We start from the raw sequence: 23,564 nt of genomic DNA, 5'->3' as shown, positions 1-23,564 counted from the left end.
TGTAAATCTAAGAAATAATTGATGTGAATATACACATAAAAGGATAGTTATGGAAAACGTAAACAATATTCAAACCGAAAATGATGACATCCTTGTGGTTGATAACCTGGTAAAATATTTCCCTATCAAATCAGGCTTTTTCAAGCACACAACAGGCAATGTCAAGGCGGTTGACGGCGTAAGCTTCAAGATCAAGAGAAGACAGACTATGGGTCTGGTAGGAGAGTCAGGATGCGGTAAGTCTACCTGCGGAAGGACTATCCTCAGACTTCAGGAGAAGACATCCGGTAAGGTACTCTTTGACGGACAGGACGTATTTTCTCTGTCCCGTGAGGAACTGAGAAAGATCCGTCCCAGGATGCAGATCGTATTCCAGGATCCCTATTCATCACTTTCACCCAGGATCCCTGTAGGTGAGATCATAGGCGAAGCAGTTCGTGAACACAAGATAGTACCTGAAAACGAATTTGATGATTATATCACCAGAGTAATGGATGTATGTGGTCTGCCTTCTTACTATAAGAGCAGATATCCTCATGAGTTCTCCGGCGGACAGAGACAGCGTATCTGTATCGCAAGGGCACTGGCACTGGCTCCTGAGTTTGTAGTATGCGATGAGCCTGTATCAGCTCTGGACGTGTCCATTCAGGCACAGATCATCAACCTGCTTGAAGATCTTCAGGATGACTTTGGCCTTACATACCTCTTCATCTCTCACGATCTGTCAGTAGTAGAGCATATATCTGATACTGTAGGTGTTATGTACCTGGGCAACATGGTTGAGTACGCTCCCACAGAGAAGATCTATTCCAATCCTCTGAACCCTTATACCAGAGCACTGTTCTCTGCTATACCTGTTCCGGATCCGGATGTTAAGATCAATCGTATCATCCTTAAGGGCAGCATTCCCAGCCCTGCTAATCCGCCTAAGGGATGTAAGTTCCATACCAGATGCTCTGAGTGCAAGGAGATCTGTAAGTATGCAGCTCCTGAGTGGAAGGAAGTAGAGCCTGAGCACTTCTGCGCATGCCACCTCTACAATAATGCTGAAGAGGATGCAAGAGCTGAAGAGATCATGGCTAAGATGAAGCATGAAGAGAAGAACGGAGTAGTAGCTACCGAAGGTTCTTCTGACGAGCTGTAATAATGAAAAAAGAATTTGAAGAAGAGGAAGACGATGGCAGGACCATCGTAAATATGAATGTGGATGGCATGCCCTGGTATAAGCCCTGGAAAGACAAGGCTGATAAGACAGGCGACATGTCGATGCAAAAGGGACCCGGCTACGGGGGTGATGAGTTCACCCCCGAGCAGGTACGGGCCTACAGATGGGCAGCCTTAAAGGCAGCACTTCTGGTGGCTCTTTTATTTGGTCTTGTCTTTGGTCTCTTTATAGCGTTCCTTGACTTTATAGTATTCTAATGTAGCGGCGGATAGTTTATTCGCCGCTATTTGTAGCAATAAGCCATCAAGAGGCAGGTGTGCTGTCAGCAGTATGCTAAAGTCTGATGGGCGAACAAACAGGCTTGAACGGAAGCGGAATATAATTGTGGAGGTTTGTTACGAATAATAGTGATAAATTGTTCGAATCAGATATAAATGATAGCAGCCCTAAAGTCGCTTCTGATAATAAGGAATCTGAAAGGATTGGATCTGCAAAGAGAGCATCAGAAAAGGATCTGATGACTGAGGGATCTGTGTGGAAGAAGATGACCTTCTTTGCACTGCCCATTTTTGTAGGTAACCTTTTTCAGCAGTTATATAATACGGCGGACTCGCTCATAGTAGGTAATGTGCTGGGTACATCTGCTTTGTCGGCAGTTACCAGCGCTGGTTCGCTTATATTTCTGCTCATAGGCTTCTTTATAGGTCTGTCTATGGGCGCAGGAGTATTGATAGCAAGGTATATAGGCGCCAGGGATGCGGTGAAGACTTCAAAGGCTGTGCATACCGCTGTGGCTATGGGCCTTGTAGTAGGCCTTGCCATGACTGTGATAGGCGTGACCTGTACACCTACCATACTCAGATGGATGGGAGTGCCTGAATCTGTAATGCCTCAGTCTGTTATCTACATGAGGTTTTATTTTGCAGGATCACTGGGCTTTGTAATGTATAATAGCTTTGTGGGCATTATGCAGGCGTCGGGAGATTCCAGACATCCCTTGATGTATCTCATAATCTCTTCGGCTATCAATATCAGTCTGGATTTGATCCTGATAGCCGGCTTTAAGCAGGGAGTATGGGCTGCGGCTCTGGCTACTGCTATATCTCAGTTTGTCAGTGCCATACTATGCATGATAAGGCTAATGAGAATAGATGCTGATTACAAGCTCATTCCCGGCAAGATAGCATTTGATATGACCATGCTCAGGAAGATCCTCCACTACGGACTTCCTTCAGCATTTCAGAATTCCATCATAGCTTTTGCCAATGTGGTAGTACAGTCTTATATCAACAGCTTTGGTGAGGATGCTATGGCAGGCATAGGTTCTTATACCAAGATAGAAGGCTTTGCCTTCCTGCCTATCACTTCTTTTGCCATGGCTATCACCACTTTTATCAGTCAGAACCTGGGTGCAGGGAACCTGTCCAGGGCAAAGAAGGGTGCAAGGTTTGGTGTAACCTGCGCAGTGATACTGGCGGAGTTAATAGGTGTATTGACCTATATATTTATACCTGATCTGGTGGCACTTTTTGACAGCAGCTCAGAGCTGGCTATCTGGTATGGGACAGTTAAGGGAAGGACCTGCTCCTTATTCTTTTGCCTCCTGGCCTTTTCACATGCTATGGCAGCAATTATGAGAGGTGTGGGCAAGGCAGTAGTACCTATGGTTGTCATGATGGTATGCTGGTGCATCATCAGAGTGAGCTTTCTCTATGTTACCGGCCTCTATGCTCATAACATTAATTTTGTGAATATGGTATATCCCATAACCTGGGCGCTGAGCTCAATTGCTTTTGCAACAGTATATCTGAAAATGGATTTTAGCAAGTTCGTAAAAACTAAATAAGCTTGTCTCTAATTGGCAGCTGCTTGAATAAAGAATCGTGCTACTTTGCTCATGTTTTGCGGGTCATAAATTCATATTCGATTTCGAGCAAGCTCGAATCGAAATGACTTTTGACCCTTACATCATATAATTAACTGTTCATATAGAAAGCTTTATATTATAGTAACAATTGTATATAAATAATATATATAATAAGATCAACTTACGACTTATACAGGAGGATTCAATGGAAGAAAATAAGATCTTAAAGCGTAGTGAAGTAGCTGAGGAATATACATGGAATCTGAAGGATCTCTATGAGACTCCCGAAGATTGGGACAAGGATGCCGAGAAGGTAGATGGCATCTGTGAGGAAATAGAAGCTTTTAAGGGACATCTGGGAGACAGCGGTGCAAAGCTTCTTGACTGGTTTAAAAAAGCTGATGACCTGGATGTATTTATTGGCAAGTTATATGGTTATTCATCACTGGCTGCTGATGTAGACCTGACCAATTCTGTTAATCAGGCCAGAAGAGGCAAGGCTGTAGGCCTGCTGACCAAGATATCCAGTGCTGCATCCTTCTCTGATGCTGAGATCATGGAGATATCAAATGAGAAGCTGGATCAGTTCTATAAGGAAGAGCCGGGACTTGAAGCTTACAGGAGAGCTCTTGACAAGATAAGACACATGAAGGAGCACACTCTCTCAGCAGCGGAGGAGAAGCTCCTTGCATCTGCAGGAGAGATGTCTGAAGGTGCTGAGAATATTGGATCTGTATTTCGTGATGCAGATCTGAAGTTCCCTGAAGTAACTGACAAGGATGGTAAGAGCCACAGACTGACCCAGGGAACATATATCCCTATGCTGGAGAGCAATGACAGGACCCTTAGGGAAAATGCCTTTAAGACATTCTATAAGACCTGGAAGGAGCACGAGGGCCTTTCAGCTGCAATCCTGGATGCTCATTACAAGCAGCAGACATTCTTTAGCCGTTCCAGAAAATATGCTTCAAATATCGAGAGAAGTCTGGACAGGACAGAGGTACCTACAAGCGTATATTACAATCTCATAGACTCAGTTCACAGACATATGGGCAGCATGCACAGATACATGGATTTGAGAAAGAAACTCATGGGTCTGGACGAGCTGCACATGTACGATATCTACAGCTCCATGGTGGCTGATGCTGATGAGAAGATAACATTTGAAGAAGCAAAGGAGATCGTATACGAGGCATTAAAGCCCCTGGGCGAGGATTACCTTAAGGTGGTACACGAAGCCTATGAGAACAGATGGCTGGACGTATATGAGAATGAAGGAAAGAGGAGCGGTGCTTATTCATCAGGTGCAGGTTCAAGACCTCATCCTTACATCCTGCTCAATCACAAGGACACACTTAACAGCATGTTCACACTGATCCATGAGACAGGTCATACTATGCATTCTTACCTGTCTATCCAGAATCAGCCTGTTGCATATTCTGATTATGTGATCTTCGTAGCAGAAGTGGCTTCAACATGTAATGAAGTACTGCTGATGAGACACCTCCTGTCCAAGACAGAGGATAAGAAAAAGCGTGCATACCTGATCAACTATTTCCTGGAGCAGTTCCGTACCACACTCTATCGTCAGACTATGTTTGCAGAGTTTGAGCTGAGGCTCAATGAGATAGTTGAAAGAGGGGAGACTCTCACAGCAGAAGAGCTGAACAAGGAATACTATGCACTGAACAAGCTCTATTACGGCGATAATATGGTAGTAGATGAGGAGATTGGCAGCGAATGGGCAAGGATCCCTCATTTCTATTACAACTATTATGTATATCAGTATGCTACCAGTTTTGCAGCTGCTATCACACTGGCATCAGGCATCCTGAAGGAAGGCCAGAGCGCAGTAGACAGATATCTGAAGTTCCTCTCATCAGGCTGCAGCACAGATCCTATCAGCCTCCTGAAGATCGCGGGTGTGGATATGTCCAGCCCTGCTGTGATAGATTCAGCACTGGATGTATTCGAGGGACTCCTTGACGAGATGGAAGAGCTGAGTAAATAAGGCAGATAATATCAATCCGTATATCTGTTCATAAAAAGTGTGCAGATATACGGATTAAGAACAGAGACCCAAAGATTTGGATACGTTAAAAAGAGGTATAAAGCATGAAATTTAAGGATATGGAATATAAGCGCCCTGATGTGGAAGAGATCAAGAGCACTTTTGAATCGCTCTGCAAGGACTTTGACGCAGCAAGCAGCGGCGAGGAGCAGTGGGCAGTTCATCAGAAGTATTACGAGCTTTCTGACAGGATCATGAGTCAGGCTACCATAGCCGAGATCCGTCATGACGTTGATATGACAGATGAGTATTACAAGAAAGAGAATGATTTCTTTAACAGCACTATTCCCCTTATCATGAATCTGTCTGTTGACTACAAGAAAAAGCTCCTTAAGTCCCCCTATCGCTCTTATCTGGAAGAGAAGATAGGCAAAGTTGCTTTCAAAAATATGGAGCTGGCTGAGAAATCCATTGACGAGAAGATCCTGCCTCTTATGGAAGAGGAGAATAAGCTCACCGATGATTATAATAATCTCCTTGCTACAGCAAAGATTGACTGGAAGGGCGAGGAGCTCAACCTCTCACTTATGACTCCTTATCTGAATTCATCTGATATTGAAGTCAGAAAGGAAGCATGGAAGAAGTATTCAGACTTTTTTGCAGCAAATGCAGAAGAACTGGATGATATTTATGACAAGCTGGTAAAGAACAGGACTAAGCAGGCAGAGGAACTGGGTTATGACAACTACCTGCCCCTGGGCTATGCCCGTATGCAGCGCAATGACTACGGGTATGATGAGATAAAGTCCTTCCGCGAGCAGGTCAAGAAGGATATCGTGCCTCTGGCTGAGAAACTTCACGAGATCAGGAGACAGCGCCTGGGACTTAATAAGCTCCACTTTGAAGATGAGGGCGTGTATTTTACAAATGGCAATCCCGCTCCTACAGGCAGCCCTGAAGAGATCCTGGAAGCCGGAAGAAAGATGTACAATGAGCTTTCTCCCGAGACAGCTGAGTTCATGAACTTTATGTGCGACAATGATCTCTTTGACGTGCTGGGAAGAAAGACCAAGAAATCCGGCGGATACATGACCTTTATCCCGGATTACAAGTCACCATTTATCTTTGCTAATTTCAACGGAAGCAGCTCTGACGTGGACGTGATCACCCATGAGTGCGGACATGCATTCCAGGGATTTGTAGTGAGAAATGAGCTGGTAAGAGAGCATATGGATATCACAATGGAGACAGCAGAGACTCACTCCATGTCCATGGAATATTTCACCGAGCCCTGGATGAAGCTCTTCTTTGGCGAGAGGGCAGATGATTATGTGAAGATGCACTTTGAGGATTCTGTGATCTTCATCCCTTACGGTACCATGGTAGATGAGTTCCAGCATATCGCTTATGAGAATCCGGGGCTCTCACCCAAGGACAGGAACGGCGTATGGCACGATCTGGAGCGTCAGTACAAGCCTCACCTTGATTATTCAGGCAATGCTCTCTATGAAGGCGGTGCCTTCTGGCAGAATAAGCACCATATCTACGACAGCCCGCTTTATTACATCGATTATTGCATAGCAGGCACCAACGCTCTGCAGTACAAGGTATGGATGGACAAGGACTACAAGGCAGCCTGGAAGTCATATCTGGAACTGTGCAGACTCTCAGCTTCAGACTTCTTCAGCGGCCTGGCTGTAAAGGTAGGACTGAACAATCCCTTTGAGGATGGCAGTCTTAAGTATATGGTAAGCCAGCTGGAGCAGAAGTATGGACTTTGATATGGCTTAAATGATCGCTTGCTATCAGTGATGACCCGTGCTGCTGCAGAAGTTGTTTTACGCAGTAGCGCTGTAATGATAGTTTTAATATGTTTTTGCAATATTAGGGTATAAATGGCTTGAAATGTAGCACTTTCTGTGTTATTCTTAACAAGGTCTGTGTCACAGACATACTAATCTATTGCCAAATTGATGGCAGCGGAGGTTGAAATGACTGTTGGTTTTATAGTTAAACTGCTTTGCAATTTAATATATGTGGGTGTTTGTGTTGCACTTGTTGTTATCATCACAATGCAGCAGGGTAAGTCACAGGGACTTGGAGCTCTTACAGGCCAGGCTTCTTCTGAAACTTACTACGTTAAGAATAAGGGCCGTTCCAAGGAAGGCAGGATGCTGAGAGCTACTATCATTCTTTCAGTTCTCTTCTTTGTGCTGGCTATCTTCCTGAATACAGGAATTGTTGACTGAGAAAGACTTGATTATGCGGCACCCGTGTTACTGCGGGGGCCGTATTTTTTTATTCTCATAAGGGAAAACTCTCACAATCCTAAATCATTCGATTTCGAGCAAGCTCGAATCGAAATGACTTTTGACCCTTACGTCATATAATAGATAATAATAGAGAGCGATATCACAGATAAGAGAAGAAGATCCAGATAAAATAAGAAAAAACTGACAAGAGAAGAAAAAACTGACAAGAGAAGAAAATACGGAAAAGAGAAGAAAATACAGATAAAGGAAGAAATGACAGATAAGAAAAGAAATACGAAAACTAATAAAATAAATAAAAACAGTATACGTAGTATAAACAGTAAAAGCTCGGGCCGTAATGGCCATATGAATGATACTGACGAAGGCTTTATAAAATCTGACAGCTACGAAGAGAGAAGAGCCAAAGTCAATGACTTTATCCACGAGGCTTCTTATGTGCCTATGAAGGAAAAGGAATTGGCAGTCTTTTTTCAGGTGGCCAGTGAGGACAGAGATGAGCTGACAGCTATTCTTGATGATCTTATGAGCTGCGGCATGATAGAGAGAACAAAGCGCGGAAGATATGCTCCTTCAGATGGGGGCATCGTAGGCATTTTTACAAGTAATAGCAAGGGCTTTGGCTTTGTCACAGTAGAGGGAAAGGACGAAGACATCTATATCCCTCAGGGTGAGACAAAGGGAGCTTTTCCGGGGGATACTGTGTCAGTGGTTTTGGTGCCCTCATCCGGTCCCAGGAAGGAAGGCAGGGTTGGTAGGATACTGGTCCGCGGCATAACAGAGCTTGTAGGAACATATGAAGCTTCCAAAACATACGGCTTTGTAAGGCCTGATAACAAGAAGATCCCCAGCGATATCTTTGTCCTGAAGGAGAAGAGCAGAGGTGCTGTGGATGGAGATAAAGTCGTTGTAGAGATAACAGACTACGGCGATATGGATAATGGCAAGAGCCCTGAGGGCAGGGTCAAGGAGATCATCGGTAACATCAATGATCCCGGTGTGGATATCATATCTATTGTTAAAGCTTATGATATACCCTTTGAATTCCCTGAGAGGGTGATGAACCAGGCTGAGCGCACTGCTGACAGCGTCAGTGAAGCTGATATGGCAGGCAGAAGAGACCTGAGAGATGTGCAGATGGTGACCATAGACGGCGCTGACAGCAAGGACCTGGATGACGCTGTTAATGTTACTGTGGATGACAAGGGACTCTTTCATCTGGGCGTGCATATTGCAGATGTGGCCAATTATGTGCAGGAGAATTCTGCACTGGATAGGGAAGCCAAGAAGAGAGGCACCAGCGTATATCTGGTGGACAGGGTGATCCCCATGCTGCCTCACAAGCTTTCCAACGGAATATGCTCATTGAATCAGGGAGAAGACAGGCTGGCGCTAAGCTGCCTGATGACCATCAACAGAAACGGCGATATAATAGACCATGACATAGTGGAGTCTGTCATCAATGTGGATAAGAGGATGACATACGACTCAGTGGCTCGTATCATCCTGGATGAAGATCCTGAAGATTGTGAGAAATATGCAGAGCTTGTGCCTATGTTCAAGGATATGTATGAGCTTGCAAGGATCCTCAAGGCTAAGAGGACAAAGCGCGGAGCAGTGGAATTTGACTCTGTAGAAAGTAAGATTGTCCTTGACAGCGAGGGCAAGCCTGTGAGCATAAAGCCTGAGATCAGAAATGCAGCACATGAGCTCATAGAGGACTTTATGCTTTCTGCCAACGAGACTGTGGCACAGCATTTCTACTGGCTGCAGATGCCCTTTGTATACAGGACCCATGAGCAGCCTGGACCTGAGAAGATAGATGCACTGGCCTCTTTTGTCAGAGGCTTTGGATATCATCTGAATTTCAAGTCTGATGAGATCAGGCCCATGGAGATCCAGAAGCTCCTGTCCAAGGTATCCGGAAGTGCGGAGCAGGCCATCATATCCAGGGTGGCTCTTCGCAGTATGATGCAGGCCAAGTATACTACAGAATGCAGCGGACATTTCGGATTGGCGCTTCAGTACTATTGCCATTTTACATCTCCCATCAGAAGATATCCTGATCTGCAGATACATAGGATCATCAAGGACTTCCTGCGTGGCAGGATGGATGACAAGAAGATGGCTCATTATGCTGAGATACTGCCTGAAGTGGCTAATCACTCTTCTGAAACTGAGCGCAGGGCTGATGAAGCAGAGCGCGAGACAGATAAGCTCAAGAAGGCTCAGTACATGGAAGAGCATATCGGAGAAGAGTACGAGGGTACTATTTCGGGTGTTACAGGCTTTGGCATATTCGTAGAGCTGGAGAATACCTGCGAGGGTCTGATCAGGCTCTCTGATATGACAGATGATTACTATGAATTTGATCCGGATAATTATACGCTGACAGGTACAGACTTTGGCAAGGTGTACAGCCTGGGTGAAAAGGTCAGGATCAGGGTAAGAGCTGCTGACAGGGTGGAGAAGACGATAGACTTTGAGATGCTGGATTAACAGCAGAGAATAATATAGATAAAGAGGATAGCATACAGGTATGGCAGAAGAGAAGATCAAGCTGGTATGCAATAACAAGAAAGCATACCATGAATACTTTATTGAAGATAAATATGAAGCCGGTATAGAGCTGTTTGGTACGGAGGTAAAGTCCATCCGTGCAGGCAAGTGCAGCCTTAATGAGGCTTTTGTGGTGATCACGGCGGGGGAAGCCCAGCTTTGCGGCATGAATGTCAGCCCTTATGAGCATGGCAATATCTTTAATCGTGAACCGCTGAGAGTCAGAAGGCTCCTCCTTCACAAGAAGGAGATCAGGAAGCTGGAGCAGGAAGTCAAGGAACAGGGCTATAGCATCGTGCCTCTCCAGGTATATTTCAAGAAGGGCCGCGTCAAGGTGGAGATAGGCCTTGGCAGAGGTAAGAAGCTCTATGACAAGAGGGAGACCGCTGCTAAGCGTGATCAGCAAAGGCAGGTAGAAAAAGAGTATAAGCTCAGGCTAAAATGATAAATTTTCAGTATATTGAAAAGATAGTGCTGATTGTATATAATGATAAAGCTGTATATGATCAGCATAACTGAATAAGGGGTAGTCACGGTTTCGATTGGTCAGATGGGTCGGAAGAAGCGTGCAGCAGTCGGTGATGATCTGCTTTAAAAATGTCACCAAAGAATAATCGACAACGATTATGCATTAGCCGCTGCCTGAGCATAGTCTCAGACGCGCCATCGGCTGAAATGCCGGTGTAAGCCCGACAAGGTATCGCCGCTGTATCCTTGTGGGTTCAAACTAGTCGGCTGCGAGGTATAAAGTAAGCTGTTGAGAAGTGCCTCTAAGACCATCATCAGCCGGATGCGGAAAGGTTGGTTTGCTCTCCAGCGTATCTGTATAAAGGTAAACTAAGCACGTAGAAGGGCCGATGAGTCTGGGTAAGACACGGGTTCGACTCCCGTCTACTCCACTTAAATTTTTTGCCGCCGAACTTGTCTCGTAGACAAGTTCGGCGGTTTTTGTATTCTGCTTGCCATATCATATTATGAGGTAGGTGTCAAAAGTTCCTTTTGACACCTTATGACTAACGGATTGTTCCGTTTCTTCGAAACTCTCACAATCCTAAAACATTCGCATAATTACGACATAGAAGTGCCTCCCTGCACTTCTGGACATGTCGAAATGCATCCATGCATTCCGCACTACGTGCTACTTTGCTCATGTTTTGCGGGTCATAAATTCATATTCGATTTCGAGCAAGCTCGAATCGAAATGACTTTTGACCCTTACGTCATATTATAAATAAAAATAGCGCAAATGACATATTGACATATCAATTAATGATATATATTATGGATATCAAGATGTGGGTGTCTAATATAGAAAATCATATGTGTACTGTTTTCTAACTAAAGAAAATATCTGTGAATAACTTCATGATTTACTTTGCTTTTGCAAGACTACTATGACGCTGAAAGGAGAAGGTAATGAAGGACTTATGGGGGAAGAGGAGACTGGCAGTATCTATAATAGCAGCCGCAGTATTATTGTTGTGCACTTGTCTTACAGCTTATGCGACAGTGAAGATAAAGAGTAAAAAGGAGGAGGGGGCCGTGGTTCAAAGGGCAGAAGAAGCGTTGCAAAAATTCACGGACAGATTTTATAAGCTAGAAGAGGATGGCCAGCGCGGCCAGATAGTGGGAGGCGCATTCTGGACAGAGGCTGAGATGTTCGAGATAGTAGTTGATGCCTATGAGAAGACCGGGGATGAGAAATATCATACTCTTATGGATCAGCTCTATCATGGATTCATTGATAATTATGGAGATGACTGGGCCTACAACACATTTAACGATGACATCATGTGGATGACAATAGGCTGCGCCAGGGCATATGAGCTCACAGGAGAGCAGGAATACCTGGACAGGGCAGTTACTAATTTTAACCTGGTATATGACAGAGCATGGACTGATGATCTGGGCGGAGGACTTCTCTGGAAGACGGATAGGACCTGCAAGAATGCCTGCATTAATGGCCCTGCGACTATAGCCGCGTGCCTGCTTAATCGTATAACAGGTGAAGAGGTATATCTGGAAAAAGCATTGAAGATATATCAGTGGGAAGTCGATACGCTATATCAGGAAAACGGCGCAGTATACGACAATATCGAGGCTGACGGAACATTTAATACCTGGTGCTCAACATATAATCAGGGAACATTTATAGGAGCATCACAGCTCCTTCATGAGCTGACAGGAGATGAGAAATACCTGGATAATGCCATAGCAGCTGCTGATTATACCATGAATGATATGTATCAAAAGGGTGTGATCAATAATGAGGATGAAGGCGGGGATCTGCCGGGCTTTAAGGGGATACTGGCCAGGTGGCTTGGCAAACTGGTAATAGAAGAAGGTCAGGAGCAGTACAAAGACTGGATGAAACTAAATGCTGATACCGCATGGAGCAATCAAAACAGCAAGGGCATGATCTGGACCTTGTGGGGGGAGAAGTCAGAAGAGACTTTTTATATGCCCTGGGGCTGCTCTGCAGCCATCGCACAGTTTTTTGCTGTGATCGGAATGTAAGATATAAAAATTAAAGGAAAGGTGAAGACTGATGAGGATACCTAAAGTACTGGAAGAAAGAGCAAGGAAGCTGGAAGAATACTACAATGAGAAATATAAGCCACTGGCTCCACTTGTAAAGCAGTGCTTTCTTAATACCATTGAGACTACTGTTAAAGAGCTTCAGGATGGCAGCTATTTTGTGATAACCGGAGACATAGCAGCTATGTGGCTGAGAGATTCTGCGGCTCAGGTAAGGCCCTATGTGCGATATGCAAGTCAGGACGAGGATCTGCAGAGGATACTGGAGGGAGTCATAGCCAAGCAGGCAGAGCTGGTATGCATAGACCCTTATGCCAATGCATTTAACGAATCAGCAAATGGCCTGGGACACCAGGATGATACTGAGCTCAATGACCATGTATGGGAGCGTAAGTATGAGGTGGATTCCCTCTGCGCACCTTTGTATCTGTCATATAATTATTGGAAGACTACGGGAATTGATGAGATTTTTACAGACAGCTACAAGCAGATGATAGGGAAAATCCTGACTGTATTTGAGACAGAGCAGGATCATTCACAGTCTGATTACTTTTTTAGAAGGTATGACTGCGTCAAGTCAGATACACTCCCGGGAAAGGGTAAGGGTAGACCTGTGAATGTGACCGGCATGACCTGGTCTGGTTTTAGGCCTTCGGATGACTGCTGCAGATTTGGATATCTGGTGCCTTCTAATCTCATGGCAGCTACTGCTCTTGGCTATGCTGCAGAGATATGCAGCAGCTCTTACAAGGATGAAGAGCTGGCTGATAGGTGCAAAGCCCTTAAGGAAGAAATAGAGGATGGCATCAGGGACTACGCCATTGTAAAGCATCCAAAGTATGGGGATATATATGCTTATGAGACAGATGGATATGGCAATTATAATCTGATGGATGATGCAAATTCGCCAAGCCTTTTGGCATTGCCGTACCTGGGCTGTTGTGATAGGGACTCTGAGTTGTATAAGAATACCAGGAATTTTGTCCTCTCAGAAGATAATCCCTATTACTTTAGCGGTAAGGCTGCTGCAGGTATGGGTAGCCCCCATACGCCTGCAGGCTACGTATGGCATATAGGCATAGTAATGCAGGCGCTGACCTCTGATGATCCTGTTGAGATAAGAGACTGCCTGTCCATGATCGCGGATAGCCATGCGGGCTGCAACTTCATGCATGAATCCTTTGATCCTGATGATCCCACAAAGTTTACAAGAGAGTGGTTTGCCTGGGCCAATTCACTCTTTGGGGAGCTGCTGGATAAGCTGATGGAAGAGGAATTCTTTTATTGATATAGGTAAGTGCTTTTTAGTACATATAAAGTGTAGTTGTTAGAGAGTGTTTAACTCAGTCGGAGTACAAGCTCCGACTGAGTTAAACGCTCCGCGAGGATGCGCACGGATTCGGACAGGAATTTGTCTGCTGAAGCAGCCCCGAATCCGGCGCGCAAGACTCGCGAGCGAGTCTTGACTCTCTGACATCTGCACTTTTTTTATTACATAAGATCAGATATCTAACAGATGCCATATTGCTTGGGCATATCTCGCCTATCAACATTTTTGCTGTAAATATTCACTAATAATATCCGGTTACAAAAAGCTTCCATGCAAAAATTAACTAAATAGGAATAAAAATATATAAAAATGATATCATGATATTGACAAATGATATATCAATGGATATGATGTATACATACCATATATCAAATGATATATCAATTATGTGGGTTTTCTTCGATCAGATCAGCGATCCAGAGCTTTTAGTCTTGGAAGTGATCTGTTAGTCAAAAATTTTTTATTTCTAGGGAGGGGGGCTTATGGATATTAGTTTGGAAAAGAAACACAGTGACAGGGCAGATGCGAAAGCGGGGAAGAAGCCCTTTTGGAAAACAGAGACATTTCAGGGATATACATTCATGATCCCTACTCTTATAGGATTTCCGCTATTTTGCGTATATCCACTTATCTATTCTCTGTATTGTTCTTTTTGTGATTGGGACGGATATAATCCACCTGCGTGGGCGGGGATCAAGAATTATAAATATATTCTTACGTTAGATCCCATTTTCAAGAAATCACTCCTGGTAACATTTGAATACGCACTGATCAATGTGCCAATCATGCTGATCCTGGGACTGGCACTGGCGGTACTTCTGAATAAGAAGCTGCCGGGCATCAAGATCTTCCGCGTGATATATTATCTGCCCACAATTGTACCTGCAGTAGCTGCACTTATCCTCTGGCAGTTTATCTTTAAGAGCGATACGGGACTGTTAAACGGCGCACTCAGGCAGATAGGCCTTCCCACAGTAGGCTGGCTTACTGATGAGAATGCGGTACTGGTAGCACTTAGTATCATCAAGTGGTGGACAGTAGGCGGAATGATGATGATCTTCCTCAGTGGACTACAGTCAGTACCTGCAGAGCTCTATGAAGCCTGCGAGCTGGACGGAGCAGGAGGATGGGCCAAGTTCAGACATATCACCATTCCTATGATCACTCCTATCTTATTCATGCAGCTGATCACAGGTCTCATCGGCGGACTTCAGGCCTTTACAGAGGCATCTGTTATTACAGGCGGCGGACCAAGTTATGCATCTCACTTTGTAAATTTTGATATATACAGAACGGCATTTGGTGATGCGAAATACGGCAGAGCCTGTGCTGAAGCCTGGATACTCTTTATCATCATTATGGTACTGACAGTAGTGGTATTCAGGAAATCAGAAACATATGTATATTATGACAACGAATAAGCGGGGGGGTCTAATGGGAGAGAGGTTACAAAATAAAAAAGCTAATGAAATGAGGAATATCCTCATAAGATATTGTCTGATCATAGTCTTTGGCATACCCATGGTAATGCCTGTGCTGTGGATGCTCACAACAGCGCTTAAGGATAATGTAGCGGTATTTAAGATGCCGCCACAGTGGATACCGGATAGTTTCCATTTTGAGAATTTCACTCAGGGACTTGTGAAGGTAGACTTTTGGAGAAGGTTTCTCAATACACTCTTTGTGGCAGTGCTTGTCATGATAGGTTCTATCATCAGTAGCCTGAGCGTAGGTTATGCGTTGTCCAGATTTCGTTTTAAGGGAAGAAAAGTATGGTTCTACCTGATCATCGGAAGTATGATGATCCCCGGTATGGTAACTGTGATGCCTATGTTCCGCTTCTGGTCAAGGATTGGCGCTTATGGCACCTGGCTTCCCATGATAATCCCGGCATTTCTGGCAAGCCCTTTTAACACATTCCTTACAAGGCAGTTCCTAAGCACTGTTCCAAAATCTTATGACGAAGCAGCCAAGATCGACGGTGCTTCCAATCTGCAGATCCTCTCGCAGGTTATCGCACCTTTGTGCAAACCCCTCATTGCATATATGGCAATATCCTCTTTTCAGGGAGCTTGGAATGACTACATGACGCCCCTCTTGTATGTCATCTCCAAACCTGAAAAGTGGACACTGTCACTGGCAGTGGCAAGGCTTAGCGCAGGCAGCTACGGTGCTGAGTGGAACCTCTTTATGGCGGCGGATATTGTGTATTTCCTTCCTATTCTGGTCCTGTTCTTTGTATTCCAGGATTACTTTATGGAAGGCCTGGGATCTATGACTGCATCAGGTGTTAAGTGATCCTACGATTTGGGAAGTTTTATTAAGGTTAGATCTATATCAGAAACAAGACGGCGAATCATGTTCTCTACCAAAATGCATATTACAGGGCTTTCTGGGGAGATATAAATACATGAGAAAAAGAAGAGAAAAACAGAATTATTGAAGGAGGGTTACAAATGAAAAAGAAACTACTGTCACTTTTACTTGTCTGTGCTACTACAACAGCGATGCTGGCCGGATGCGGTTCAGGAGAAGCTTCTGCAGTAAAAGGGGAATCCAGAAGCGATGATGCATCAGATGATGGTGTGATCACTCTCTATGTTACCGACTGGGAAGATGACACTATGAATGCAGCTATCCAGAAGGCCTGCGATGAAGTCTTTTCCGTACAGCATCCCAATATCAAGGTTAAGGTGCTGTCCGGCTCCTATAGCGATTATGGCCAGCAGATCACAGCTATGATCCAGGCAGGAGATGATCTGGATATCTTCCAGCAGGGCTATGACGGTGCAAATGCTAACTTCAAAAAGGGCATGCTCTATGACTGGACAGAATATGTAGAGAAGGAGCCTGATTTTATAAACGGCTTCTACAAGGGAGCTATGGATGGTTGGCAGTATGATGGCAAGTGCTATGGCCTGCCCGGACTGGCTAACGTATATGGTATCTTCTACAACAAGGATCTCCTGGCTGCAAAGGGCCTGTCCGAGCCTGCTACAGACTGGACATGGGATGACCTCTTTGACATGGCTGAGCAGCTCAAAGATACATCCGCCGGTACATACGGTCTCTACAGTCTGAATACTGATATATTTGGTATAACCAATCTGGCAGTTGCTGAGGGTGGATCTCAGTTTGTAGATGATATTACCAATACTCAGAAGGTAACAGTTGATGACAAGATGATAGAAGCTGCTGAGAGGATCAGCGGACTTATTGCAGATGGCACTATCCCTTCCAGAAGCTATGACGGATCAGATGTACAGTCTATGTTTGAGTCAGGTGCTATCCCGCTTATGTATTATGGTCAGTGGGAGATCAACTCTCTGCTGAACAACTGTCCCGATCTGAACTGGGGATATGCTCCTCTTCCTCAGGGCAGCGTAAAGGCTACAGTTCCTTATGACTTCGTAGGCTGGTCTGCAAAGAAGGATCTGGCTCATCCTGAAGAGACATGGGAGCTCCTTAAATTCCTGTCTTCTGATGTATATAAGGATGTTCTGAAGGTTTCTCCTGTTGCTGCATGTGCTCATGAGGCATCTGCTCAGGTATTCTTTGACACAGTTAGAGAAAAAGGCCACGGCGAAGCTGCTGACGCTGTTACCAACATGATGGAGAGAAGCGACAAGTGTGCAGTTCGTTACGCAGCTGAGTGGGGCTCTGATGCCAGCAAGCTCTGGGATGTAGCTTATAATGAGCTCATCGATGGCGAAGGAAGCGGAGACTTCAACGTACTGAAGGATCTGGCTGATCAGGTCAATGCAGTTATAGCTGCTGCACAGTAAAGCTTAACACAATGGATTAAAAAACTTTAATCCCTATAAATGACTCCGTATCCGGAGGTGTAATATGGCCGGATACGGAGTTATTGTGTAATGAGGTTATGAGCAAAAACCTTACAGTTACTGGATTTGAGCATGAAGACATTAGACATTGTATACCTGATATGATATGTTATATAAGACATAGAAGTGCATCCTTGCACTTCTGAACATGTCAAAATACATCCATGTATATAAGACATAGAAGTGCATCCCTGCACTTCTGAACATGTCAAAATACATCCATGTATAAGACATAGAAGTGCATCCCTGCACTTCTGAGCTTACCGAATTGGGTGTGTTTGATATATAACTGATCTCGGAGGGGGAAAACATGGCATATGAACCTATGTACAAGAAAATCTATATGGATCTATATAATGGTATACAAAATGGGCAGTATCCTCCGGAGAGCAGGCTCCCCTCGGAAAAAGAACTCTCTGACAGCTATGGCGTCAGTCGTATAACCAGTAAAAAGGCATTGGAAATACTTGCTGACAGAGGATATGTCATGCGTAAACCCGGCAAAGGGACCTTTGTCCTGAATGTAAAGGGCAGTACCCATCTGGATCAAATGGACTCTGTGGATGAAGATGAGAGAGACAGAGCCTTTGAAAATGATAATAGTATACCAACTACTATTGGTGTCATAATGGACTCTTTTGGCGCGACCTTTGGCTGCGATCTCCTTAGGGGGCTTGAGTACGAATGCACCAGGAGAGGCTTTGTCATGCAGATTCGTCTGACCTACGGCTCTATGGAAAATGAGAAGAAGGCTCTGCAGGATATGCTCTCTACTGGGGTGAAGGGCCTGATCCTCATGTGTGCCCAGGGCGAAGTCTATAACGAGGATATAATAAAGCTCTGCTTTACCAAATTTCCCATTATGCTCATCGACAGAGAATTAAAGGGCATCCCCGTGCCTGTGGTCACTACGGATAACTTCAGCGCCAGCTGCGAGCTGACCCAGCATCTTATCGACCAGGGACATGAGAAGATATGCTTTTTGTCCCATTCATCTTTTGAAACCTCTACTATCAACGAGCGCTTCAGAGGATACCTGCAGGGAATGAGTCAGAACGGTCTGGTTACAGACCAGTCCCTCTGGATCAGGGATCTGGATGTCTATCTCCCAACTGATGAGGATGATAGTCAGAGCGAAGAGGAAGTGAACGTCCTGACCAGGCTCTCTGAATATATCGACAGCCACAAGGATGTGACTGCCTACTATGCTGCTGAATACAGCGTGGCTGCAGATCTCTACCGTGTGCTTCTGGATAAGGGACTGGAAAAGAAAAAGAGCATCGTCTATTTCGACGGCTTCGATGGAATCCTGGATCCTATGCAAAAGTACGACCACATCATACAGAACCAGTTCCAGATGGGCGTGACAGCTATGAGGCTTTTGGCGCACAGGATGAGGGGTGAAGACGTAACGGGCAGGGAGAATATACCTTATACACTTATCAAGAATAATCAGTAAACTTGGGTGGGGTGCCGGTTTGCTGCAGTATTGCTGTATGCAGCCAAATCGGCAGCCCCTTTTTTATTTGAGGTTGAGAAAGATGATTAGCTTTTATAGTGATAATGAACTAATAAACCGCGCTGCCCGAATAGCACTGGGAGATATAAGAGCAAACTATTTGCCTTATTGTGAAAAGGTATCGGGGGATGCGGATAAAACTTGCGACGTGGGCGTCTCAGAATCCGCATTATCAGATGATAAGGCGGCTGATACTGTGAGCGCTAGTACGCCCTATATGACAGAAAAAAAGATGTGCGTCATGGCGGGCCTTGATTATGATACGCCATGGACCAGGGATACTGCTATCAATACTGGTAATGCGGTTGCTTTGCTTGATCCTGATGTTGCAAAGAATACCATGCTGTCAGTTCTGGAGGTATGTGACGGCAGGGTGCGCGTAGGCGGCCAGTATTGGGACAAGATATTATGGATCATTGCTGCTGACAGATACTGTGATATCACTGGAGATGATGACTTTCGCTCTTTTGCCCTTGAGGTAGCTGATAATACTTTTATCCAGATGGAAGAAGAGGAGTATGACCCTGCAGACGGACTCTTTCGCGGGGCAGCTGTATACGGCGATGGCATATCGGCTTATCCTGACAGATACGCTCATACAGAAGGCGGCAGATCAGGCATCCTGGACTGGCCGGGAGCAAATAAAGGTGAACTGGCTTCTTCGGGCTGCGGCGTGCCCATGAAGGCGCTGTCTACCAACATTGCATATTGCGAGGCATACAGGGCAGCTGCCAGGATGTGGGAGAAGTGCATAAGCCAAGCGCCTGTTAAGGAGCTAGACCCAGCTGATATGTTTATTATAACCAAGGACATGATTCTTGATGCTGGCTTATATAATGGTTTTGGTAAGAGGGGTGAATTTGATACAGAGCTTTGGAGAGTTAAATATAATTTGTGGAATCATAAGGCCCTGGCTTTAAAGGATAGCATCAATGCTCATTTCTGGAATGAGAAGACCGGCCGCTATGATTACATATTTGATGATAAGCTGCGCTGTGATTATACGGAAGCTATAGGTCAGAGCTTTGCAATATTATTTGACATAGCTGATGATGATCAAATCCGCAGTATCGCTGAGAATACCTATATCAGTCCTGAGGGTATACCTGTTGTATGGCCGGCATTCCCCAGGTATAGATATAATATGAGCGGTGAGCTTAAGCCCGGGGATACCATTGACAGCTCATTGAAGATTGATGATCATGCATGCGCTGATGAGGCTGATGATACTCCCATTATGCACTACGGACGTCATAGCGGCACTGTATGGCCTCATGCTCAGGGCTTCTGGGCTTTGGCTATGAGGAAGGCAGGGTATGGCGATAAATTCGATACAGAGCTTAAAACCATGGCTTTAAGGGCGGTGCGTGATATGCAATTTGCAGAGATATATCATCCTGTAACAGGAGAGATATACGGCGGCCTGCAGGAGCTGGAATACAATATGATCCTCTGGAAATCCTGCGATAAGCAGACCTGGAGCGGCACAGCCTTTTGGTCTATGATCTTCTACGGGATCGCCGGGCTAAAGTATCAAGATGGAGAGTTTACTATAGATCCCTACCTGCCTGAAGGTATGAATGAAGCTACGATCACAGGTCTTCCTATGGGAGATAAGCTTGTGAACGTCAGGATATGGCGCGAAGATGGCAAGGTAAAAGGTGAGATATGCTGATAAGTTGGCATTGAGAAAAATTATGGGTTAGATTCCGAGGGGAATCTAACCCGTATTTTGTGCAAATACTAGTATGGTTATTAAATAAAATAGTTTGACTCTAGCCTTTTCGGTTATGATTTTGAGGGGCTTGCAGCTTTCATTATAGGTTGTACGGTGAAGCTTAAGCCTAATTGCTTGAAAATCTTAAGCAGGGTGGAGAGGTTTGGGGTGCTTTTTCCTGACTCTATTCTTGCAACGGAAGAGTGCGGAATGCCGCATAGATCAGCAAGATCACGCTGGGATAGTTCAAGATTGTGGCGCTGTTCTATCATGGCGCCGACTATAGCGGAAATTTCCTCTACCTCATCGAGATCTTTTCCAATCTCAGGATTGTTCATACGTACTTTATTTTTATAATTTGTCCAATCACTCATTTTTGCCCCTTTCTTGATTTCCAATCGTTCATTTCGGATTTTGCGCGCTCTATTTCCCGTTTGGGTGTCTTTTGTGTTTTTTTACGGAAATGGTGTAATAGCACAAAAGTATTGTTTTTGAAATAAAAAAATAAAACTCGGTTATTTCCTGGACGTAATTCCCAAATATCACCATCAAGGTGTTTTGTGATATTCTCACCAAGCCTGGTCCCGTGATCAGCAAGGAACTGAATGTATTGCGCAACTTGTTTGAACTGTATTCTTGCGTCTTTATTCGTTAATGAACGCTGTTCTAGATCTTCGAGGAAACTTTCAATGTCACAGTATCCGTCTGTGGTACGATAGAAATCAATTTCAAACACTGATATACTCCTAGTTATTAGTTTGATATTATGATAGCAAAAATGCGTCCAAAAATCAATATTTACATATGATGCTTATTGAAATGTTGGATATTGATGGAACTTATTATTTCTGCTTTGTTATTTTGTTGTAGTAGGCCATCAACCTTTTGATCTGTGAATCATCATCTTTGATTGATTCAATAAGTGCATATAATTGCGGCTTTTCTTCTGAACTTATAGTAATGCTTTTGCTTGTAGGATCGTCATTGATTCCACATAAATAGTCGACTGTGGTATTGAACGTGTCGGCTATAAAGCTTACTGTCTGAAAAGACGGCTCGCGCTCACCCTTCTCATATCTCCCGTAGCCCATAGCTGACATATTCAGCCTCCTTGCGGCTTCTGCCTTGTTTATTCCCATTTCTTCCCTGATTTTTATAAGTCTGTCCGGTTTGAATTCCATGCTGTACCTCCTGAAAGAAAAATGATGTTGACATATAACCATTGGATATGTATATTATAACCGTTGGTTAAAATATTATACAAGATAAAATTTCAAAAAGAGGGAGAAAATGGGGAAAAAGGATGTTCTCACAAAACAATACCTTTCGCAGAATGATATATTTGCTGATGCGTTTAATTACTATCTCTTTGGCGGAGATAATGTGATAAAGCCTGAGGATTTGAAGGAACAGGACCCTACAGAGCTTGCAGTTATAAAGAATATGAATAAAGTATTTGCGAATCAGAAAATGAGAGATGTGCTTAAACTATGTAACATTAAGCATAGCAAGTTTGCTACACTGATTCTGCTGGGTATAGAAGGTCAAGCCAATATTCATTATGCTATGCCTGTAAGGGATTATCTCTATGATGCTCTCAATTATTCTGCTCAAGTTGAGGATATAAGGAAGAGGCATGAAGAAAATGGGGATCTGAAAGGCGCGGAGAAGCTGTCAGGTTTTGCCAAGACAGATCATATATTACCTGTAATAACATTGTGTATTTGCTTTGACAAAAAGAAATGGGATGGACCAAGATCTTTATTTGATATGTTTGGTGAAGTTGATCCAAGAGTGGCTAAGTATGTTGATGATTATAAGCTAAATCTCATCACTCCAGATGAAATCGAGAATTTTACAAAATTTTCTTCTGAGCTGGGAATAGTTATGGAGTTTATCCGTGCATCTGATGACAAAGATATGTTTCGTGATATAATTAATCACATAGAAGGGAAAACAATGGATATGACTACTGTTGATATGATCAATACTTACGTTGGCCCCAGTTTATCTGTAAGTGAGGCAGAAGGAGGACAAGTGAAGGTGTGTAAGGCTTTGCAGGAAATGATGGAAGACGAGAGAGCTGAAGCACGCAAAGTGGGCCTCGAAGAGGGTCGCCAAGAGGGTCGCGAAGAAGGCCGCCAAGAGGGGCGCGAGGAAGGCCGTGAGGAAGGCCGTGAAGAAGGTCGCCAAGAAGGCGCAGACATGCTTGCTAGACTCCTTATGTCACTAGAACCCGGCGGTAAGGAATTTAACAAAGCTTTAAGGGCTTCAGCCAGGGAGAGAATGAAACTGTACAAAAAGTATGGGATTGTTGATTGAATTGTATAAGCCGCAAAAACTTATGTGTACGGGACAATATCAAATTATAATGGTATTGTTCCGTATTTTATTGCCCCTTTCTTGATTTCCAATCCTTCATTTCGGATTTTGTTGTAATAAGCCATCAATCTTTTAATCTGTGAATCATCATCTTTGATGGATTCGATAAGCGCATATAATTGAGGCTTTTCTTCAGAGCTTATAGTAATGCTTTTACATGTAGGGTCATCGCTTATCCCCAATAGATAGTCGACGGAGGTGTTGAAGGTGTCTGCAATGTAGCTGACTGTCTGAAAAGATGGTTCGCGCTCTCCCTTCTCATTTTTTGATTGCGTAAAATATATTGATTAATAGTAAAAACGATACTAAAATAGTAAAAAAGCGTAAAAATAAGTAAATAATAGTAAAATTTGCTATTCAA

The 23,564-nt window shown here is 44.1% G+C and carries 20 protein-coding genes and 1 other RNA gene; 17 read left to right on the top strand and 4 right to left on the bottom strand.

Translation table 11 applies throughout. The annotated features are described in order from the left end of the window. Positions 1–49: 49 nt before the first annotated feature. The 16 genes from G636_RS16935 to G636_RS0101980 all read left to right on the top strand — a co-directional run bounded on the left by G636_RS16935 (position 50) and on the right by G636_RS0101980 (position 20,779). Positions 50–1,144, top strand: coding sequence for an ABC transporter ATP-binding protein (locus G636_RS16935; RefSeq protein ID WP_081668228.1), 1,095 nt, complete (start codon positions 50–52; stop codon positions 1,142–1,144). Between the two features lie 2 nt (positions 1,145–1,146). Beyond that, positions 1,147–1,422 (top strand): hypothetical protein, encoded by a 276-nt coding sequence (locus G636_RS0102050; protein ID WP_026506665.1) that lies wholly within the window; start codon positions 1,147–1,149, stop codon positions 1,420–1,422. Between the two features lie 260 nt (positions 1,423–1,682). Next, a complete protein-coding gene (locus G636_RS0102045; protein WP_035778570.1) occupies positions 1,683–3,011 on the top strand; it encodes an MATE family efflux transporter in 1,329 nt (442 codons plus the stop codon). Positions 3,012–3,237: 226 nt separating this feature from the next. After that, positions 3,238–5,043, top strand: a complete 1,806-nt coding sequence (gene pepF / locus G636_RS0102040) for an oligoendopeptidase F (protein WP_026506663.1) — start codon at positions 3,238–3,240, stop codon at positions 5,041–5,043. Between the two features lie 104 nt (positions 5,044–5,147). Further along, positions 5,148–6,824, top strand: a complete 1,677-nt coding sequence (locus G636_RS0102035) for a M3 family oligoendopeptidase (RefSeq protein ID WP_026506662.1) — start codon at positions 5,148–5,150, stop codon at positions 6,822–6,824. Between the two features lie 210 nt (positions 6,825–7,034). Then, positions 7,035–7,292 (top strand): preprotein translocase subunit SecG, encoded by a 258-nt coding sequence (gene secG, locus G636_RS0102030; RefSeq protein ID WP_026506661.1) that lies wholly within the window; start codon positions 7,035–7,037, stop codon positions 7,290–7,292. Positions 7,293–7,661: 369 nt separating this feature from the next. Next, positions 7,662–9,812 carry a ribonuclease R gene (gene rnr, locus G636_RS0102025; protein ID WP_051226420.1) on the top strand — a complete coding sequence of 717 codons (2,151 nt, stop codon included), beginning with the start codon at positions 7,662–7,664 and terminating at the stop codon, positions 9,810–9,812. Between the two features lie 40 nt (positions 9,813–9,852). Next, positions 9,853–10,317, top strand: coding sequence for an SsrA-binding protein SmpB (smpB, locus tag G636_RS0102020; RefSeq protein ID WP_026506659.1), 465 nt, complete (start codon positions 9,853–9,855; stop codon positions 10,315–10,317). 78 nt (positions 10,318–10,395) lie between these two features. Then, positions 10,396–10,774: a transfer-messenger RNA gene (gene ssrA / locus G636_RS19850) on the top strand. Positions 10,775–11,288: 514 nt separating this feature from the next. Further along, positions 11,289–12,389, top strand: a complete 1,101-nt coding sequence (locus G636_RS16925) for a glycoside hydrolase family 76 protein (protein WP_051226397.1) — start codon at positions 11,289–11,291, stop codon at positions 12,387–12,389. A gap of 31 nt (positions 12,390–12,420) precedes the next feature. Further along, the gene (locus G636_RS0102010) at positions 12,421–13,698 is read left to right on the top strand and encodes a glycoside hydrolase family 125 protein (protein ID WP_155832295.1); all 1,278 of its coding nucleotides are present in this window, start codon (positions 12,421–12,423) and stop codon (positions 13,696–13,698) included. Between the two features lie 524 nt (positions 13,699–14,222). Beyond that, positions 14,223–15,161: a carbohydrate ABC transporter permease gene (locus G636_RS16920; protein WP_051226396.1), complete on the top strand. Its 939-nt coding sequence runs from the start codon at positions 14,223–14,225 to the stop codon at positions 15,159–15,161. A gap of 13 nt (positions 15,162–15,174) precedes the next feature. Continuing rightward, on the top strand, positions 15,175–16,038 hold the full coding sequence (locus tag G636_RS16915) for a carbohydrate ABC transporter permease (protein WP_051226395.1): 864 nt from the start codon (positions 15,175–15,177) through the stop codon (positions 16,036–16,038). A 158-nt stretch (positions 16,039–16,196) separates the two neighbouring features. Then, positions 16,197–17,525: an ABC transporter substrate-binding protein gene (locus G636_RS0101995; RefSeq protein ID WP_026506657.1), complete on the top strand. Its 1,329-nt coding sequence runs from the start codon at positions 16,197–16,199 to the stop codon at positions 17,523–17,525. A 370-nt stretch (positions 17,526–17,895) separates the two neighbouring features. Then, a complete protein-coding gene (locus G636_RS0101985) occupies positions 17,896–19,044 on the top strand; it encodes a GntR family transcriptional regulator (RefSeq protein ID WP_026506655.1) in 1,149 nt (382 codons plus the stop codon). Positions 19,045–19,126: 82 nt separating this feature from the next. After that, complete coding sequence (locus G636_RS0101980) at positions 19,127–20,779, top strand: amylo-alpha-1,6-glucosidase (protein WP_026506654.1); 1,653 nt, start codon at positions 19,127–19,129, stop codon at positions 20,777–20,779. Between the two features lie 113 nt (positions 20,780–20,892). Here G636_RS0101980 and G636_RS0101975 read toward each other — a convergent pair whose 3' ends face one another. The 3 genes from G636_RS0101975 to G636_RS0101965 all read right to left on the bottom strand — a co-directional run bounded on the left by G636_RS0101975 (position 20,893) and on the right by G636_RS0101965 (position 22,002). Further along, the gene (locus tag G636_RS0101975; protein ID WP_026506653.1) at positions 20,893–21,195 is read right to left on the bottom strand and encodes a helix-turn-helix domain-containing protein; all 303 of its coding nucleotides are present in this window, start codon (positions 21,193–21,195) and stop codon (positions 20,893–20,895) included. Then, entirely contained in the window at positions 21,192–21,557 is a 366-nt protein-coding gene (locus G636_RS0101970; protein WP_026506652.1) for a type II toxin-antitoxin system RelE/ParE family toxin, read from the bottom strand. Before G636_RS0101970 ends, G636_RS0101975 begins: the two co-directional genes overlap by 4 nt. 106 nt (positions 21,558–21,663) lie before the next feature. Further along, the gene (locus tag G636_RS0101965) at positions 21,664–22,002 is read right to left on the bottom strand and encodes a helix-turn-helix domain-containing protein (protein WP_026506651.1); all 339 of its coding nucleotides are present in this window, start codon (positions 22,000–22,002) and stop codon (positions 21,664–21,666) included. Between the two features lie 109 nt (positions 22,003–22,111). Between G636_RS0101965 and G636_RS16910 the strand changes: the two genes are divergently transcribed. Then, complete coding sequence (locus G636_RS16910; RefSeq protein ID WP_051226394.1) at positions 22,112–23,143, top strand: hypothetical protein; 1,032 nt, start codon at positions 22,112–22,114, stop codon at positions 23,141–23,143. Between the two features lie 44 nt (positions 23,144–23,187). Here G636_RS16910 and G636_RS20445 read toward each other — a convergent pair whose 3' ends face one another. Next, on the bottom strand, positions 23,188–23,385 hold the full coding sequence (locus G636_RS20445) for a hypothetical protein (RefSeq protein ID WP_196803008.1): 198 nt from the start codon (positions 23,383–23,385) through the stop codon (positions 23,188–23,190). Positions 23,386–23,564: the final 179 nt, after the last annotated feature.

Source organism: Butyrivibrio sp. MC2013, from assembly GCF_000424585.1.
Classification (GTDB): domain Bacteria; phylum Bacillota; class Clostridia; order Lachnospirales; family Lachnospiraceae; genus Butyrivibrio.
Note: the sequence above shows the minus strand (reverse complement) of the source record. Positions and strands in the feature narration are given on the sequence as shown.

Bases quoted from the DNA above. Each gene is read 5' to 3' on its own strand.
- G636_RS16935 (WP_081668228.1), top strand. From the start codon at position 50: ATGGAAAACGTAAACAATATTCAAACCGAAAATGATGACATCCTTGTG.
- G636_RS0102050 (WP_026506665.1), top strand. From the start codon at position 1,147: ATGAAAAAAGAATTTGAAGAAGAGGAAGACGATGGCAGGACCATCGTA.
- G636_RS0102045 (WP_035778570.1), top strand. From the start codon at position 1,683: ATGACTGAGGGATCTGTGTGGAAGAAGATGACCTTCTTTGCACTGCCC.
- pepF (WP_026506663.1), top strand. From the start codon at position 3,238: ATGGAAGAAAATAAGATCTTAAAGCGTAGTGAAGTAGCTGAGGAATAT.
- G636_RS0102035 (WP_026506662.1), top strand. From the start codon at position 5,148: ATGAAATTTAAGGATATGGAATATAAGCGCCCTGATGTGGAAGAGATC.
- secG (WP_026506661.1), top strand. From the start codon at position 7,035: ATGACTGTTGGTTTTATAGTTAAACTGCTTTGCAATTTAATATATGTG.
- rnr (WP_051226420.1), top strand. From the start codon at position 7,662: ATGAATGATACTGACGAAGGCTTTATAAAATCTGACAGCTACGAAGAG.
- smpB (WP_026506659.1), top strand. From the start codon at position 9,853: ATGGCAGAAGAGAAGATCAAGCTGGTATGCAATAACAAGAAAGCATAC.
- G636_RS16925 (WP_051226397.1), top strand. From the start codon at position 11,289: ATGAAGGACTTATGGGGGAAGAGGAGACTGGCAGTATCTATAATAGCA.
- G636_RS0102010 (WP_155832295.1), top strand. From the start codon at position 12,421: ATGAGGATACCTAAAGTACTGGAAGAAAGAGCAAGGAAGCTGGAAGAA.
- G636_RS16920 (WP_051226396.1), top strand. From the start codon at position 14,223: ATGGATATTAGTTTGGAAAAGAAACACAGTGACAGGGCAGATGCGAAA.
- G636_RS16915 (WP_051226395.1), top strand. From the start codon at position 15,175: ATGGGAGAGAGGTTACAAAATAAAAAAGCTAATGAAATGAGGAATATC.
- G636_RS0101995 (WP_026506657.1), top strand. From the start codon at position 16,197: ATGAAAAAGAAACTACTGTCACTTTTACTTGTCTGTGCTACTACAACA.
- G636_RS0101985 (WP_026506655.1), top strand. From the start codon at position 17,896: ATGGCATATGAACCTATGTACAAGAAAATCTATATGGATCTATATAAT.
- G636_RS0101980 (WP_026506654.1), top strand. From the start codon at position 19,127: ATGATTAGCTTTTATAGTGATAATGAACTAATAAACCGCGCTGCCCGA.
- G636_RS0101975 (WP_026506653.1), bottom strand. From the start codon at position 21,195: ATGAGTGATTGGACAAATTATAAAAATAAAGTACGTATGAACAATCCT.
- G636_RS0101965 (WP_026506651.1), bottom strand. From the start codon at position 22,002: ATGGAATTCAAACCGGACAGACTTATAAAAATCAGGGAAGAAATGGGA.
- G636_RS16910 (WP_051226394.1), top strand. From the start codon at position 22,112: ATGGGGAAAAAGGATGTTCTCACAAAACAATACCTTTCGCAGAATGAT.